Origin of the sequence: Nostoc sp. UIC 10630 (assembly GCF_010747425.1) — a bacterium.
GTDB lineage: Bacteria > Cyanobacteriota > Cyanobacteriia > Cyanobacteriales > Nostocaceae > Nostoc.
Map to the genome: position 1 here is coordinate 1 of NZ_JAAGOG010000113.1, position 15,682 is coordinate 15,682.

The 15,682-nt window shown below is 41.9% G+C and carries 15 protein-coding genes; 11 read left to right on the top strand and 4 right to left on the bottom strand.

Going from position 1 to position 15,682, the window contains the following annotated elements; genetic code table 11:
* Nucleotides 1-133: 133 nt before the first annotated feature.
* From G1O98_RS23230 to G1O98_RS23245, 5 genes are all read left to right on the top strand, one after another.
* Nucleotides 134-1,009 (top strand): FHA domain-containing protein, encoded by an 876-nt coding sequence (locus G1O98_RS23230; RefSeq protein WP_163932393.1) that lies wholly within the window; start codon nt 134-136, stop codon nt 1,007-1,009.
* Nucleotides 1,010-1,085: 76 nt separating this feature from the next.
* Complete coding sequence (locus tag G1O98_RS40790; RefSeq protein ID WP_265578505.1) at nt 1,086-1,217, top strand: hypothetical protein; 132 nt, start codon at nt 1,086-1,088, stop codon at nt 1,215-1,217.
* Nucleotides 1,218-1,285: 68 nt separating this feature from the next.
* Nucleotides 1,286-2,029: a M50 family metallopeptidase gene (locus G1O98_RS23235; protein WP_163932399.1), complete on the top strand. Its 744-nt coding sequence runs from the start codon at nt 1,286-1,288 to the stop codon at nt 2,027-2,029.
* On the top strand, nt 2,029-2,214 hold the full coding sequence (locus G1O98_RS23240; RefSeq protein WP_163932404.1) for a hypothetical protein: 186 nt from the start codon (nt 2,029-2,031) through the stop codon (nt 2,212-2,214). The genes G1O98_RS23235 and G1O98_RS23240 overlap by 1 nt, the downstream gene beginning before the upstream one ends.
* A 2-nt stretch (nt 2,215-2,216) precedes the next feature.
* Nucleotides 2,217-2,471: a hypothetical protein gene (locus G1O98_RS23245; protein WP_163932407.1), complete on the top strand. Its 255-nt coding sequence runs from the start codon at nt 2,217-2,219 to the stop codon at nt 2,469-2,471.
* Nucleotides 2,472-2,547: 76 nt separating this feature from the next.
* Here the strand turns inward: G1O98_RS23245 and G1O98_RS23250 are convergent, their stop codons facing one another.
* Together G1O98_RS23250 and G1O98_RS23255 are read right to left on the bottom strand one after the other, a co-directional pair.
* Nucleotides 2,548-3,552, bottom strand: coding sequence for a 2-hydroxyacid dehydrogenase (locus G1O98_RS23250; RefSeq protein WP_163932410.1), 1,005 nt, complete (start codon nt 3,550-3,552; stop codon nt 2,548-2,550).
* Nucleotides 3,553-4,016: 464 nt separating this feature from the next.
* Nucleotides 4,017-5,039, bottom strand: coding sequence for a serine hydrolase (locus tag G1O98_RS23255; RefSeq protein WP_163932412.1), 1,023 nt, complete (start codon nt 5,037-5,039; stop codon nt 4,017-4,019).
* Nucleotides 5,040-5,608: 569 nt separating this feature from the next.
* Here G1O98_RS23255 and G1O98_RS23260 point away from each other — a divergent pair.
* The 5 genes from G1O98_RS23260 (at nt 5,609) to G1O98_RS23280 (ending at nt 11,136) form a co-directional block, all read left to right on the top strand.
* Nucleotides 5,609-7,138 (top strand): YifB family Mg chelatase-like AAA ATPase, encoded by a 1,530-nt coding sequence (locus tag G1O98_RS23260; protein WP_163932416.1) that lies wholly within the window; start codon nt 5,609-5,611, stop codon nt 7,136-7,138.
* Nucleotides 7,139-7,260: 122 nt separating this feature from the next.
* Nucleotides 7,261-8,277, top strand: a complete 1,017-nt coding sequence (locus G1O98_RS23265; protein WP_163932419.1) for a YihY/virulence factor BrkB family protein — start codon at nt 7,261-7,263, stop codon at nt 8,275-8,277.
* Nucleotides 8,278-8,434: 157 nt separating this feature from the next.
* A complete protein-coding gene (locus G1O98_RS23270; RefSeq protein ID WP_163932470.1) occupies nt 8,435-8,986 on the top strand; it encodes a DUF421 domain-containing protein in 552 nt (183 codons plus the stop codon).
* Between the two features lie 40 nt (nt 8,987-9,026).
* Nucleotides 9,027-10,322, top strand: coding sequence for an adenylosuccinate lyase (gene purB, locus G1O98_RS23275; protein ID WP_163932422.1), 1,296 nt, complete (start codon nt 9,027-9,029; stop codon nt 10,320-10,322).
* A gap of 271 nt (nt 10,323-10,593) precedes the next feature.
* Complete coding sequence (locus tag G1O98_RS23280) at nt 10,594-11,136, top strand: DUF4126 domain-containing protein (RefSeq protein ID WP_163932425.1); 543 nt, start codon at nt 10,594-10,596, stop codon at nt 11,134-11,136.
* A 130-nt stretch (nt 11,137-11,266) separates the two neighbouring features.
* Here the strand turns inward: G1O98_RS23280 and hemH are convergent, their stop codons facing one another.
* Entirely contained in the window at nt 11,267-12,433 is a 1,167-nt protein-coding gene (hemH, locus tag G1O98_RS23285; protein WP_114083034.1) for a ferrochelatase, read from the bottom strand.
* Nucleotides 12,434-12,527: 94 nt separating this feature from the next.
* On the opposite strand from hemH, the gene G1O98_RS23290 reads away from it, so the two are divergent.
* A complete protein-coding gene (locus G1O98_RS23290) occupies nt 12,528-13,151 on the top strand; it encodes a class I SAM-dependent methyltransferase (protein ID WP_163932428.1) in 624 nt (207 codons plus the stop codon).
* A 329-nt stretch (nt 13,152-13,480) separates the two neighbouring features.
* Here the strand turns inward: G1O98_RS23290 and G1O98_RS23295 are convergent, their stop codons facing one another.
* Nucleotides 13,481-15,574 (bottom strand): prolyl oligopeptidase family serine peptidase, encoded by a 2,094-nt coding sequence (locus tag G1O98_RS23295; RefSeq protein WP_175586829.1) that lies wholly within the window; start codon nt 15,572-15,574, stop codon nt 13,481-13,483.
* Between the last annotated feature and the right edge of the window lie 108 nt (nt 15,575-15,682).

Genomic DNA, 15,682 nt, shown 5'->3' on the forward strand with positions numbered 1-15,682 from the left:
CCCCTTCCCTCTGTCCCCTTCTCCCTTTCCCGTATCAAATCGGCAGTAATTGCTAGAATCTAAAGCTAGGGCCGCCCTCTGCTTGCCAGTCCTACCTATATTTATGATGATCTTGAACAAAGGCTAAATATCGATGATCGTCTGCCCTAATTGCAATCATCCCAACCCTGATGGTGCTGTCCAATGCGAAGCTTGCTATACACCGTTGCCCGCGACTACTAACTGTCCTAGTTGTGGGGCAAGTGTGCAGGCAGATGCTGCATTCTGTGGACAGTGTGGCTGTAACCTTCACTCCGCAGGAGTTCCACATGTTCATAGTTCGGTAGCTACAACAGTTACTCCCGATGTTCCTGTGGAAGTACCACCGTTAGTTCCACCCGATCCTCTGTTAGAACTTTTACAACCAGATGCTTTGGGAATGAGCGGTTCTACTAACTCTCATCCTCCCAGTTCATCTTTACCAGCAACAGAGGTAGCAGCTCCCCCAGTAGCTCCCCCAGAGGCAGCTGTTATAGAAAACAGCCCCCCAGAAGCAGAGCCAAGCGTCGCAGTACCCATAGTTTCTGGACAAAGTATTCCTACTCCACCACCGTTGGAACCATCGCCACCCTCTGAAGCGGAACTACCTCCTCCAGCTGCACCAGCACCAACTGCAACCGTTGCCAGAACGCAATTGCAGCAGGTTATAGCGCGGTTAATCCACGTTCAAACCGATCGACTAATTGAATTGCCGCAAAATCTCTCTGTGATTCATATCGGCAAGCCCAATGACCGGATTCCTCCAGATATAGACGTTTCAGGATTTCCAAATTCAGAAGTTGTCTCGCGGATTCATGCAGATATTCGTGTTGAGGGAGACGCTCACTATGTAGAAGATGTGGGAAGTTCTAATGGCACTTACATTAATAACTTGCCCCTTTTACCAGGGAATCGTCATCGATTGCGACCAGGCGATCGCATCAGTTTGGGTAAAGGAGATTTAATGACATTTTTGTTTCAACTTGCTTAACTGATTTTCCATCAACTGTGACATCAGTCTAAGCATTTTCTGCCATCCTCCGGCCTGCTTTTTGGAGGAGAAACAAATGCACCGCATTAGACGAGCGACGGATAACTATGTTGTTTTTAGTAGCGCCATAGTTTATAGCCGTCGCTTCGATGTGCGAATTGTTGCATTGTCCAGCAACTCCACTACCTCAATAATTACACTAGGATAGATAAAATACACTGCCAATTTTAAATTTTGAATTTTCCAGAAAATCTAAAATCCAAAATAGAGTGACCTATGAGGGAACCAAGTAAAAATTTTGAACCCTTGCTCACCCAAGAAGCTCCGCCAGTTGTTGAGCGTATGGGGCTAACCTGGCTAATTGCAGCAGCGATCGCAACTGCTTTACTGTGGCAAGTACCAGGAGGTGATTATATCTTATACCCATTTACAATTCTGGCAACCTGGTTCCATGAAATGGGTCACGGCTTAATGGCACTCCTATTAGGGGGACAGTTTCAAAAATTACAGATTTTTAGCAATGGTTCCGGTGTTGCAACTTATGGCATCCGGTCATCATTGGGGCCAATTGGCCCGGCAATGGTCGCAGCTGCCGGGCCAATGGGGCCGCCTCTTGCGGGTGCAGCTTTGATTCTGGCTTCCCGTAGTTTTAAAGCAGCTTCCCTAAGTTTAAAAATATTAGGGAGTTTTTTGCTACTTTCCACATTAATTTGGATACGTTCCTGGTTTGGATTGGTGGCAATTCCCTTATTGGGTTTAATAATCTTGGGTATCGCCCTGAAAGCACCTCGCTGGGCACAGGGGTTTGCCATTCAATTTCTGGGTGTACAAGCTTGTGTAAGTACGTACCATCAACTCGATTATCTATTTAGTAGTTCTGCTGGCCCCCTTGGACTCTCTGATACGGCGCAAATGCAGCGATATTTGTTTTTACCTTACTGGTTTTGGGGCGGGTTGATGGCGATCGCATCTCTGGTGATTTTAGTCCAAAGTCTCCGCGTTGCCTATCGTTCGGAGTAATGAGTAAGAAGCACCATCAAAAGGCAATTAAATCTTTAACTCAAAGAATTACTGAACATCAAGAAAAGATTAGACTGGAATCAGAGAAGAGTTTTCCTGACGAAGGTTTAATTAAGCATTGGGAAAAAGAGATTCGTGCTTTTGACAAGGCAATGCAACAAGCGCGTAAAAGATTGGGACAATAAATATGCAGATTAGCGATCGCCCTCTTGCAGTCACGAATTCAACCCTTAATACCTTGATTGCTGAATTAGGTGCAGAGTGCCTGAAAGTACAAGCATTAGTTAACCAGTTACAGTTAACTAGTTTAACTACTAACCAAAAAGCTGAAATTCTCGCAGAACTCTTAGCTGCTGCGGTTCATCTACATAGTCATTGTGACGAAGATTTTCAAACGCTAATTGCTGAGGAAATGGAAAATTTGCCTGATGATGAGGATTGACTAGTGATTTTAGTTCAAAGTCTCCGCGTTGCCTATCGTTCAGAATGAAAATACAGATTAGCGCGCCAATCCTTACCTAAGCAGACGGTTGAGTGCGAATTTCATTGGTGCAAGGACGACCATTTTCAACATCAGCAATATTAGCAAAAGTTGTTTCTGCAATATTGTGGAGAGCTTCTGCTGTAAAAAAGGCTTGATGTCCGGTAATTAGTACATTGGGAAACGTTGTCAGACGTTGAAAAATATCATCTTGAATAATTTCGCCAGATAAATCCTCAAAAAACAATTCCGATTCTTGTTCGTAGACATCCACACCGAGATAGCCAATCTTACCAGACTTCAATCCCTCAATCACTGCTTGGGTATCAATCAGCGCTCCCCGGCTAGTATTAATTAGCATTACGCCTGGCTTAATCTGTTCTATAGCCTCAGCGTTAATCAAGTGATGCGTTTCAGGAGTCAGAGGGCAATGTAGGGAAATAATATCAGAGTTGGCAAATAGCTCAGGTAGTTCTACATACTTTCCACCTAGCGCCTCCAATTCTGGATTGCGATAAACATCATAGGCGAGTAGGTTACAGCCAAACCCCTTCATAATCTGTCCTAAAATCAAACCGATTTTGCCAGTGCCGACAATCCCCACTGTGCGCTCATGTAAATTAAATCCCAACAGTCCATCTAGGGAAAAATTGCCTTCTCGGACACGGTTATAAGCCCGATGAATTTTGCGATTCAGACTTAAAATCAATCCTACGGCATGTTCTGCTACTCCATAAGGTGAGTAAGCGGGAACACGCACAACAGTAATTCCTAAATCTGCTGCGGCTTGTAAGTCTACATTGTTAAACCCAGCACACCGAAGGACAACCAGCTTAGTACCCCGTGAGGCGAGAAGTTTTAAAGTTGGGGCATCAACCTGATCGTGTACAAATACGCAAACCGCCGGAAATCCGGCGGCGAGGATAGCAGTATCCCGATTTAAACGGGGTTCAAAAAATGCTAATTCGTGTTGTGTGGGAGAATTTACAGTTGACAAAAACTGTCGATCGTAGACTTTTGTACTGAAGACTGCTACTTTCATACAAAACCTCAAGCTTTATGCTGCACGGTATCCGACTACATAATACCTTGGCAGTTAGAAAAGCGATGTCTAAGACGGGCTATTCGCTATCGTATTTTTGAATATTGCCAGCTTTCAGAATTACAGTTAGCTAAAAATCCCCTTAATGGGGTTGAGATATCTCTTCGTGTAAGTCTAAAACTAAAGTAAAAATTAGAATTCAAATTGAAAAAGAATTCAGAAGTCAGAATGGGCTAAACGCCGCACTACCGCTAACAGGAGTCAGAATCAATCATTGGTGATTCAGACCTGCGACTGATTGTTCGCGCTTGCGTCTCGTAGAGAAGACCACCAAATTGAAAATTTGGTGGGGGTCTTAAACCCAATTATTCATCCACTTTTTCGTTCAGAATTCATTCTGTTAGCGGTAGCGGGGCGTTTAGCCTATTTTGACTCCTGACTCCTGAATTCTGTTCGATAAATAATTAAGGTAGATTACTGACTTTTGGCTGCTCGAAGTATCCATACATCACCCGCGAAACTTGACGAATAAAATCTCTAGCTCTAATGTCATTATTTGGTCTACGCACAAAAATTCCTGCTAAATAACGCTTACCTGATGGTGTTTCAATAATACCTGCATCACCAAGTATAAATCGCAGAGTACCTGTTTTATGAGCAATATTTGCACCAGAACCTAAGCCAGATGGGAGCAATTTTCTATTTTGACAACGAATCATAATACCTAAAACTTGGGATTGGCTTCTATCAGAAATTAACTGATTATTTGTAACCAAAGCTGACAGTCTTACCAAGTCTTTGGCACTAGTTTTATTAGTTCCTTTAAAATCTCCTAACATATTGTGAATCACAGTACTTTGCAATCCCCAACGGCGAAACTTTTGATTTAATTTAGATACACCACCTAAACGATCGATAATCATATTTGTAGCGGTGTTATCGCTAATAGTCATCATCTTGGTTGCAGTTTGCAAGAGACTCAGCTTAGTTCCCACTCGTTGATACTGCAAATTTCCAGAACCGCCAGTGACATGTTTACGTCGCATCACCAAAGTTTCACCAAGTTTGATTCTCCCTGCATCGACTTCTTGAAACAATGCAATCAAAATCGGATACTTAATTGTGCTAGCAGCAGAAAATGCTTTACCACCATTAAAACTAAAATAATCACCTGTTTTTAAGTCCATAAAAAAGATTCCGGGAGTGAGGAATCTATAGCGAGCCATTAATGCTTTAATAGGAGTTTTTAGTTCTGATATCTCGCGTCCTAAAGGAACTACACCAGTAAATTTAGAACTATTTATTGGGTTGCCAGGATCGCCTAGAGGAACCGGAGGAATAAATTTAAGTTTTGGTAATTGTAAATCAGATTGATTTACACTCCAGTCATTTACGTTGCCAACTTGATTGCTGTTGGGATTCGCTTTTACTGGAGACGAAAATAAAAAAATACTTGTAAGGCTGAGTAATAACCAGCGTAGTTTCATGTAGTGCTGTAAGGATAGTGTTGGATTTATTTACAGAGATTTTCTCAAGAAGTTAATGAAATCCGGATTGATTGACATAGTAATCACTAAGGTATCCCATGTCAATAGATATGAAAAACAGATTTATTGGCAAATTGAAAATAAAATGTATGGTAAAAAAGCACAAGGTAGAATATGGAGAATATACTTTTATCACATCAATTGATTATATTTTTATACAAATAGTAAGAGATTATGATTGCAGTTTTTATTGTGCTAGCAATGATTTATACATACATAGCGCTCTGGATAAAAAAGCAATTGCTTCTATATAATTCATAATCATTAATTCATGATATTAAGGTCGGATAATTAGTTATGATTTTTACACTTAGTAACTAGGGTATTAAAGGTTATTTAGAAAGTGTAAAAATAAAATTACTTTAGTGGCGTGGCACAGCTAAAATAGTGCAGTCGAAAAAGAAATGGTATGACTATACTGGGTTGGTAAAATAGTCTATGTAGTTTCACTAATGCCAATCGACTCACGTATCTGCTAGAGATTTGAAAGGTTTACTGTTATATAAGAAATGCTTGCCAGAGTCTGGAGTGCATCAATTGTGGGCATCGATGCCGTCAAAGTAGGCGTAGAAGTCGATGTCTCAGGGGGATTACCGGGAATTGTTGTCTTGGGACTGCCAGATTCAGCGATTCAAGAATCGAGAGAAAGAGTTAAAGCAACGCTGAAAAATGCAGGTTTCGCCTTTCCTATGCGGAAAATTGTGATCAATTTAACTCCGGCAGATTTACGCAAAGAAGGCCCCTGTTTTGATTTGCCTATTAGCGTGGGAATTTTGGCGGCTTCTGAGCAAGTTAGCGCTGATTTGTTGGGGGATTATCTATTCTTAGGTGAAGTGTCTCTAGATGGCAGCTTGCGTCCGGTGGCTGGTGTTTTACCGATCGCAGCAGCAGCCCAAAAAATGGGGATTGCAGGTTTAGTTATCCCTGCTGATAATGCTCAAGAAGCCGCAGTGGTTCAAGGCTTGGCTGTTTACGGCTGCAAACATTTGTCTGATGTGGTGGATCTTTTAAATAATCCAGGGCGTTACAAACCTGTGCAAATGGATAGTACAGTAAACACAGCAACAGTATCTTACCCTAGTGCAGATTTACATGATGTGAAAGGACAAGCTCATGCGCGTCGAGCTTTAGAAATTGCTGCTGCTGGTGGACATAATTTAATCTTTGTCGGGCCGCCTGGTAGTGGGAAAACCATGTTAGCACGGCGCTTACCAGGAATTTTACCGCCCCTGAGTTTTGCTGAATCTTTGGAAGTAACTCGCATTCATTCAGTGGCTGGTTTATTGAAAAATCGCGGTTCGTTGGTACGCGATCGCCCTTTTCGCAGTCCCCACCACTCAGCATCCGGGCCTTCTCTTGTTGGTGGCGGTAGCTTCCCTCGTCCTGGCGAAATCTCATTATCTCACAGAGGTGTCCTGTTCCTTGACGAATTAACTGAGTTTAAACGTGATGTGCTGGAATTTCTCCGTCAGCCTTTAGAAGATGGCTACGTTACAATTTCTCGTACCAGACTATCGGTAATGTTTCCGGCGCAGTTTACTTTGGTGGCGAGTACCAATCCCTGTCCTTGCGGTTACTATGGCGATACCATCCAACAATGTACTTGTTCTCCTCGCCAACGCGAGCAATATTGGGCAAAACTTTCTGGTCCGTTGATGGATCGGATTGATTTACAAGTTGCGGTAAATCGCTTGAAACCAGAAGAAATTACCCAACAACCTACGGGAGAAACATCAACATCAGTGCTACAACGAGTGCAACAAGCAAGCGATCGCGCCATTACCCGCTTCCAAGAAGAAGCAAATCTGCGTTGCAATGCTCAGATGCAAAGTCGTCATCTCCAGAAATGGTGCAAGCTAGATGATGCTAGCCGCAATTTATTAGAAGTAGCTATTAGAAAATTAGGTTTATCGGCAAGAGCTAGCGATCGCATTCTCAAAGTAGCACGAACTATTGCAGATTTAGCGGGAGACGATGAGCTAAAAACTAATCATGTGGCGGAAGCGATTCAATATCGCACAATCGACAGAATGCAATAAAACTATTAAATTCCTCCTCAAGAACGCTTTACAAACTCCCTTGGGAGGATGTCGCCACCCAGAGAATAAGTATCAAATATATCAGGAAGTAAGCGATATCCTCTTAGAAGGAGACTGGTTGGATGAATTTGCAGGCAATTTGGAAGTTATTCCAAGAGACATTCAAAGAATGGAGTGAGGATAAAGCCTCACGGTTAGCGGCGGCTTTAGCTTATTACACGATTTTTTCTATTGCACCGTTATTAATTATTGTAATTGCGATCGCAGGGGCAGTATTTGGAGAAGAAGCAGCAAGAGGTCAAATTGTCGGACAAATTCAAGGTTTAGTCGGCCCAGATGGGGCAGAATTTATCCAAACAGCTATTCAGAATGCGAACAAACCACAGACAGGAGCGATCGCTTCTATTATTAGTGTTGTAGTTCTGCTATTGGGTGCTACTGGTTTATTTACTGAGTTGCAAGATTCACTCAACACGATTTGGGAAGTTAAACCGAAACCTGGACGCGGCGTAACTAACATGATTCGCCTACGCTTTTTGTCTTTTGCGATGGTCATAGGTATTGGCTTTTTACTGTTAGTTTCTCTGGTAATTAGTACGGCTTTAGCAGCATTAGTAACATATTTTAGCAACTTGCTACCCGGTGTAGATTTCCTTTGGCAGATTCTCAATTTCCTTCTATCTTTTGCCATCACTACGTTTCTGTTTGGACTCATTTTTAAAGTCCTACCAGATGTCAAAATTGGTTGGAGTGATGTTTTAATTGGAGCTATGCTCACCTCCTTTTTGTTCTCGATTGGGAGATTTTTATTAGGACAGTATTTAGGTAATGGCAGTTTTGGTTCAGCTTATGGTGCTGCTGGTTCATTGGTAGTGATTTTAGCTTGGGTTAACTATGCCGCACAGATTCTTTTCTTCGGTGCTGAATTTACCCAAGTTTATGCTAGAAGGTATGGAAGCGGCATAACCCCAACAAAACATGCCATTCCTTTATCTGATAACACTGAATATAATGGCAAGGCTAAAACGAGTCAATCGTCGACTAATAAAAAGTCATCTTCTAACCTGATTAATCGTTTATTCAATTCTTTCAAGAAGCCCAAACGATTAAAACAAAAGAGGAAAAATCCGCGATTTTAATCCCTCAGCCGTGAGATTTTATGTTTGTAAATCTGATAAATATTCAAGAATTTAACCTCTAATAAAAATCAGTTTTATGAAATTAGATCCCAGATAAATAAAGTGATACTGGATTTTTTCCAGAAATCTATATGAAAAAGGAAGAAAATCAGTGGTAATGGAAAAATGGTTTTTTATCGATTGGCAGGCAATCTTTGTTCCTAGCATCAGCGTCTTTGAGTTGATTATCCGTGGCTCACTAGTCTACTTAGCGCTGTTCACGGTATTACGTTTCCTTCCTAGCCGACAGCTAGGAACACTAGGAATTACTGATTTACTCGTAGTTGTACTATTTGCTGAAGCTGCCCAAAATGCGATGGCAAGTAATTATACATCGATTACTGAAGGCGCTATCCTGGTAGGAACTGTAATTTTTTGGAGTTATTTATTGAACTGGTTAGGCTACAAAATACCTCAATTCCAACGTTTTATGAATCAGCCACCGCTACTACTGGTAAAAAATGGTCGGATGATTCAGCGTCATTTGCAACAAGAGTTAATTACAGACGATGAGTTGATGAGCAAGTTACGTCAGCAAGGTGTAGAGTTTTTAGCCGATGTAAAGTTTGCATATATGGAGGCTGACGGTAGGATTAGCATCATCACCTTTGACTCAAAAACTAATCCCGTCCCTGAGCCAAAAGCAGCATTAAAAATTGATCTACATTAATTAAACTGTAAAATATGACGGTTGTATTCTGTGCCGAACTGTGATTGAGCGTTATACTTTGCCCGAAATGGCTAATCTGTGGAGTGAAGCCTACAAACTAAAAACTTGGCTGCAAGTCGAGATTGCTGTTTGTGAGGCTCAAGCTGAACTAGGTTACATTCCATCTCAGGCGGTTGAGGAAATTAAGGCCAAGGCAGATTTTGACCCCAAGCGGGTGTTGGAAATTGAGGCTGTAGTCCGCCACGATGTCATCGCTTTTTTGACAAATGTCAACGAGTATGTTGGTGATGCCGGACGCTACATTCACCTGGGTTTAACCAGTTCGGATGTTTTGGATACAGCTTTAGCACTGCAATTGGTTGCCAGCCTGGATCTATTATTGCAACGTTTGGAAGATTTGATTCAGGTAATTCGTGAAAAAGCACGGGAACATCGTCATACAGTGATGGCTGGCCGATCGCACGGTATTCACGCTGAACCGATTACTTTTGGTTTCAAGCTGGCTGGCTGGTTAGCAGAGGTGTTGCGACACCAAGAACGCTTGAGAATTCTCCGCCAAACCATTGCTGTGGGTAAGATTTCTGGTGCAGTGGGAACTTATGCCAATGTTGAACCCCGTGTAGAAGCGATCACTTGCCAGAAACTCGGACTCAAACCCGATACGGCCTCAACACAAGTTATTTCCCGCGATCGCCACGCCGACTACGTGCAGCAATTAGCTTTGGTAGCGGCATCCATCGAACGTTTTGCTGTAGAAATTCGCAATCTGCAAAAAACAGACGTTTTGGAAGTTGAAGAATTCTTCGCCAAAGGTCAAAAAGGCTCCTCAGCCATGCCACACAAACGTAACCCCATCCGTTCGGAACGGCTAACGGGAATGGCGCGACTGGTGAGAAGTCATGCTGGTGCAGCCTTGGAAAACATTGCTCTCTGGCATGAGAGGGATATTTCCCACAGTTCTGTAGAACGGGTGATTTTGCCAGATGCTTGTACTTTGACGCATTTTATGTTGTCAGAAATAACCGATTTGGTGAAAAACCTATTGGTCTATCCTGAAAACATGGAACGAAATCTCAACTGCTATGGTGGCGTTGTGTTCAGCCAAAAAGTGCTACTTGCCTTGATAGACAAGGGAAGCAGCCGCGAAGAAGCTTATGCGATCGTTCAAGAAAGCGCTCACGCCGCTTGGAACAAGCCAGGAGGCAATTTCCAGGACTTAATTAGCAAAGACCCTCGCGTTACTCAAAAGTTGTCCCCAGCAGAACTAGAAGTCTGTTTCGATCCTCAACAGCATCTCCAGCATTTAGAAGAAGTTTACCAACGATTAGGAATTTAGAATTAATTAGTTTGTAGTGAGCGTTTAAGCGCTTACTACAAACTTTTGATTCAAAAAATAAACAATAGCCGAAACCCTTATTTTTAGGTCTTCATTTACCTGAAATACGCTGTATGAAACATTAAACCCGCGTTAAAAAAGAATATAAAAATACCAAAAATATTTAGTATTGCATTGCTGAAGGCTGCATGTTTGATGCTGGAATTATTCCTATAACTGGGTAGTATACATAACAAATAAGTAAGTATTTGTTAGTCTTACGAGCGCCTTAATGATTGAAATCCTAGCCACACTTTCTGCCTCTGCCGCAGCAGGAATGAGAATAGGCATACCTTTGCTAATTATTGGACTATTGCAAGGTAGTAACTTATGGTCACAAGTTCCAATTTTATCTCACATTTCTCCACCACTATTGTTAGGCTGCCTCAGTTGTTGGTCTTTAGTTGAATTATTAGCCTCAAAAAAGCTATGGGGACAAAGATTATTACAACTGGTTCAATTATTCATGTCTCCCATCGTGGGGGCAATTATGGGTTTAGCAGTAGCTAATGCCACAGCAACACCACACTGGTTGATTGCCTGTATTGGAGGTTTATTAGCTTTAGTGCTTCAGCTAGTTCAAGTTGGTTGGTTCTATCGATTACGTGGCTTACCCTTGTGGGCAGTCTTTCTTCAAGATACCTTGTGCATTGCTCTAGTACTTTTTGCTTTTGATGCTCCCTGGCAAGGAGGATTAATTGCTTTAATACTGCTCTGGTTTGCAGTTCGTAGCGCGAAGCAGTGGTATGACTGGAGAAAAGGGCATGGGGCATAGGGAATAGGGAATGGGGAATGGGGGAACATAGAAGGTAGGGGATACACAGACAAAGACGTAACTGCGCTAAGTTATTCGGCTCTTGCCAATGCCCAATGCCCAATTCCCAATTCCCAATTCCTCAATACTTTTATTGCAAAAGCCCAATCATGTGCAAGAAGCCGTGACCGGTAATTAGCTCAATGATTAAGGCAATAAAGCCCAACATGGCAATTCGACCATTCCAGACTTCAGCACTAGTTGTTAGACCCCATTCCCAACGCTCTTGGGGGTACATTTTCACCATTTTTTTCATTTGGGCAGCTTGCGAAAGCTTAAAACTGGGGTTTTTCAGCGCATCAATTACTAAGTCTGCAAGTGCATTAATAAATACTGGATGAGTATTAGGAGCAGGAACGCGGCGGAAATTGTGAATTCCTGATTCTTCTGCGACTTCCCGATACTCAATATCAATTTCTTGCAGTGTCTCAATATGCTCTGAGACAAAACTGATTGGCACGACAACCAAATCTTTAACGCCTTGTGCGCCCAGTTCTTTGAGCGCATCTTCAGTATAGGGTTGGAGCCATTCTACTGGGCCGACGCGACTTTGGTAAGCTAAAGTATGGGCATTGGGACGATTGAGAGTCTGCATAATCAGAGCAGTACATTCCTCAATTTCTTGCTGGTAAGGGTCGCCAGCCTCTTCAACGTAGCTTTTCGGAACGCCGTGAGCGCTGAAGAATATATGAACCTCGTCTGGATTAGGAAACTGCTCAAGTTCTTGGGCTATCAGTTCCGCCATTGCTTGGAGATAGCCTGGTTGTTTGTACCAAGAAGGAATAACGGTGTATTCAATGGGCTGAAGTTTTGGGTCTTCTTGCCAAAGTTTATCTAAAAGTCGAAAGCTGGAACCACTAGTACTGATAGAAAACTGGGGATATAGTGGTAATATTACCAGGTGTTCTATATTGTCTTGGGTAATCTGTGCGATCGCTTCTTCTGTATAGGGATGCCAATAACGCATTCCGACGTAGATATTGGCTTCTTGCCCTAAATAACCCAACTGTTCTTTTAAAGCTTCCCCTTGCGCTTCCGTGATCCGCCGTAGTGGAGAACCACCACCGATTTGCTTATAATTTTCTTGAGATGTTCTGGTTCGCCGCGAGGCAATAAACCAGGCTAGGGGCTTTTGCAACCAGCGAAAAGGTAGGCGAATAATTTCTGGATCGGAAAATAGGTTATACAAAAACGGCCCGACATCTTCTAGCTTATCAGGGCCACCGAGATTGAGTAATAAGACGCCTACACGACCCATAGCAGTTACTTTCCCCCAATCTTTTCAGATTTTTTACTAATGTTAACAATATATCTTTATTAAATAATAAAGCTTAATAGCAAGGAAATATGCAATGGCAACAATTTTAAGGGATTGGAGTTACCGCTATCAGTGGCTTTATGATGGCATCTCTCGTTTAGCAGCCTTAAGTGTAGGTGGTGAAGCCCGTTTTCGGCAACTTGCTTTGCAAGCCTTAACAATTCACTCAGATACTCAGGTTTTAGATTTATGTTGCGGTAGTGGTCAAACGACGCAAGTTTTAGTAAAAATTTCACAAAATGTAACAGGATTGGATGCTTCACCTAAGTCTTTGCAACGGGCGCGGCTAAATGTCCCGGAAGCGTCTTATGTCGAAGCTTTTGCCGAGGAGATGCCATTTGTAGATAATCATTTTGATGTGGTGCATACCAGCGTTGCATTACATGAAATGCAGTCTCAACAATTACGAAAAATTATTAATGAAGTTTATCGAGTGCTGAAGCCAGGAGGGGTATTTACGCTGGTGGATTTTCACGCTCCAACAAATCCGATATTTTGGCCTGGGATATCACTGTTTTTGTTGTTGTTTGAGACGGAAACAGCTTGGCAATTGTTAAAAACTGATTTGGCTGGATTGTTAACTGAGACTGGGTTTGATGTTAGTAAGCCAATTTTATATGCAGGTGGTAGTTTACAAGTTATACAGGCAAAGAAGTGAGATATAACTAAGGCGAACGCTGTAGCTTTTTTTTAGAAGAAAGCTTCGCTCCCTAATAGGGATTTTGTTTTATTGCGAGAATACTGCTGCAATTTAATTTGTCTGTATTGCTCGTTTCAATCCCTAATAGTTTGGATTGCACAAGACCCTTGGGAATATGCGCCACAGACAAAAAATGTAATTGGCGACTTTTTATTCAAAGGTGGTAACTTGATCCGTGCTAATGCTCCCTCAATTGTTCTGAATTTAGATGCACTGAAATAATTGAGCTTATGGAAATAATGTAGTGCGTCAACGCAGTGTAACGCACTATACAAATAAATCAACCCTTAAACTTCAACATTCAAAGTCCGCACCAAAAAAGCCCATTTATCTGCGGCTTCCTCGATAATTTTAGCAGTGGGTTTACCTGCACCATGTCCTGCCTTAGTCTCAATTCTAATTAAGACTGGCGCATCACCTGCGTGAGCTTCTTGCAAAGCGGCGGCAAATTTGAAACTATGAGCAGGGACAACGCGATCGTCATGATCGGCTGTGGTAATTAAGGTTGCTGGGTAAGCTGTATCTGGTTTGATGTTGTGGAGTGGCGAATAAGCATACAGCGCTGGAAACTCTTCGGAATTATCTGCTGAACCATATTCGGAAGTCCAAGCCCAACCGATGGTAAATTTGTGGAACCGCAACATATCCATCACGCCGACGGCGGGTATTGCTGCACCAAACAAATCGGGGCGCTGCGTCATGCAAGCACCTACCAATAAGCCACCATTACTACCACCTGCGATCGCTAGCTTCTGTGTCTTAGTATATTTATTAGCAATCAACCACTCAGCTGCACCAATAAAGTCATCAAAGACATTCTGCTTTTTCTCCTTCATTCCTGCTTGATGCCATTCTTCGCCGTATTCTCCACCGCCGCGGATATTGGGCATAGCATAGACACCACCCATCTCCATCCACACCAAGAGATTCACAGAAAAGCCAGGTGTCATTGAGTTATTAAAACCACCATAAGCATATAGATAAGTGGGGTTATTTCCATCTAATTTAATGCCCTTTTTGTGCGTAATAAACATGGGTACTCTAGTACCATCTTTGCTCTGATAAAAAACCTGTTTTGTCTCATAATCATTAGGATTAAAATCTACCTCTGGCTGGCGAAAAACAGTACTTTTACCAGTTATCATATCGTAGCGATAGATGGTTCCTGGTGTGGTAAAGCTGGTGTAACTATAAAAAGTTTCGGTATCATGACGCTTTCCTCCAAAACCTCCGGCTGAACCTAGTCCAGGTAATTCTACATCACGAATAAATCCGCCTTTGAGGTCAAAGATTTTAATTTGGCTATGAGCATCTTTAAGGTAATCAGCAACAAATTGGTTATTGAGTATGCCTACACTTTCTAATGTTTCTGCTGATTGAGGAATAATTTCTCGCCAGTTTGCTGGTGCAGGGTTTTGAGTGTCAATTGCAATAACTCTTCCGCGTGGTGCATTTAAATCTGTGCGGAAATAAAAGATGCTATTATCATTGTCGATAAAGCTGTAATCTGCCTCAAATTGGTTAATTAATTCTACGACTTCAGAAATAGGGTTAGTTAAATCTTTGAAGAAAACCAAATTTTTGGAGTCAGTACCCAGCCAAATAGAAATTATTAGATAATGTCCATCTTCAGTCACACCACCACCAAAACCCCATTCTTTTTGGTCAGGGCGATGATAAATTAGTACATCTTCTGATTGAAGGTTGCCTAGTTGATGATAGTAGAGCTTTTGATAATAGTTAACATCTTCTAATTGAGTTTTTTCATTCGGCTCGTCGTAGCGGCTGTAGAAGAAACCTTGATTATTATGTGTCCACGATGCACCAGAAAATTTAATCCATTTCAGATGGTCTTGTAGGTCTTCACCAGTTTCAACATCGCGTACTTTCCACTCTTGCCAATCAGAACCAGAGATGGATAGACCATAAGCTAAAAGTTTCCCATCCTCGCTAATAGACAATCCTGAAAGAGCAACAGTGCCATCTTCTGAGAGTTGATTGGGATCAAGTAAAACTTTGGGTTCATCTTCGAGGTTTTTGAGAGTGTAGAGGACACTTTGGTTTTGCAGTCCATCATTTTTAAAATAAAAGTAGCGATCGCTGGAACCGTCTCCTAGAGATTCACCTTCTTTAAAAGGGATACCATATTTTTCATAATCCCAAAGTTTGGTGAGGCGCTGTTTAATTTTTTCCCTGGCAGGAATTTCACTCAAATAGCCAAAGGTAATTTGATTTTGTGCCTCAATCCAAGCCCTTGTTTCTTCAGAGTCAGGATCTTCTAACCAACGATAATAATCTGTGACTAAAGTACCGTGGTAGTTATCGACTTGATTGCTTTTCTGGCTGGATGGGTAGGTGATAGATTTTTTAGATGAAGACATAATCTTAGGTTGAAGTGCTTCTTTACATACTACAAAGATAGACCTAAGACGTGGGACATACATTGACCAAACCTGCGGAAAATTCTCATCGGAAAGGTTAACAATCAG

Excerpts from the sequence above, each read along its gene's own strand:
- G1O98_RS23240 (WP_163932404.1), top strand. The coding sequence starts at position 2,029 with ATGAGTAAGAAGCACCATCAAAAGGCAATTAAATCTTTAACTCAAAGA.
- G1O98_RS23245 (WP_163932407.1), top strand. The coding sequence starts at position 2,217 with ATGCAGATTAGCGATCGCCCTCTTGCAGTCACGAATTCAACCCTTAAT.
- G1O98_RS23290 (WP_163932428.1), top strand. The coding sequence starts at position 12,528 with ATGGCAACAATTTTAAGGGATTGGAGTTACCGCTATCAGTGGCTTTAT.
- G1O98_RS40790 (WP_265578505.1), top strand. The coding sequence starts at position 1,086 with ATGCACCGCATTAGACGAGCGACGGATAACTATGTTGTTTTTAGTAGC.
- G1O98_RS23265 (WP_163932419.1), top strand. The coding sequence starts at position 7,261 with ATGAATTTGCAGGCAATTTGGAAGTTATTCCAAGAGACATTCAAAGAA.
- hemH (WP_114083034.1), bottom strand. The coding sequence starts at position 12,433 with ATGGGTCGTGTAGGCGTCTTATTACTCAATCTCGGTGGCCCTGATAAG.
- G1O98_RS23280 (WP_163932425.1), top strand. The coding sequence starts at position 10,594 with ATGATTGAAATCCTAGCCACACTTTCTGCCTCTGCCGCAGCAGGAATG.
- G1O98_RS23250 (WP_163932410.1), bottom strand. The coding sequence starts at position 3,552 with ATGAAAGTAGCAGTCTTCAGTACAAAAGTCTACGATCGACAGTTTTTG.
- G1O98_RS23270 (WP_163932470.1), top strand. The coding sequence starts at position 8,435 with ATGGAAAAATGGTTTTTTATCGATTGGCAGGCAATCTTTGTTCCTAGC.
- G1O98_RS23255 (WP_163932412.1), bottom strand. The coding sequence starts at position 5,039 with ATGAAACTACGCTGGTTATTACTCAGCCTTACAAGTATTTTTTTATTT.
- G1O98_RS23260 (WP_163932416.1), top strand. The coding sequence starts at position 5,609 with ATGCTTGCCAGAGTCTGGAGTGCATCAATTGTGGGCATCGATGCCGTC.
- G1O98_RS23230 (WP_163932393.1), top strand. The coding sequence starts at position 134 with ATGATCGTCTGCCCTAATTGCAATCATCCCAACCCTGATGGTGCTGTC.
- G1O98_RS23295 (WP_175586829.1), bottom strand. The coding sequence starts at position 15,574 with ATGTCTTCATCTAAAAAATCTATCACCTACCCATCCAGCCAGAAAAGC.
- G1O98_RS23235 (WP_163932399.1), top strand. The coding sequence starts at position 1,286 with ATGAGGGAACCAAGTAAAAATTTTGAACCCTTGCTCACCCAAGAAGCT.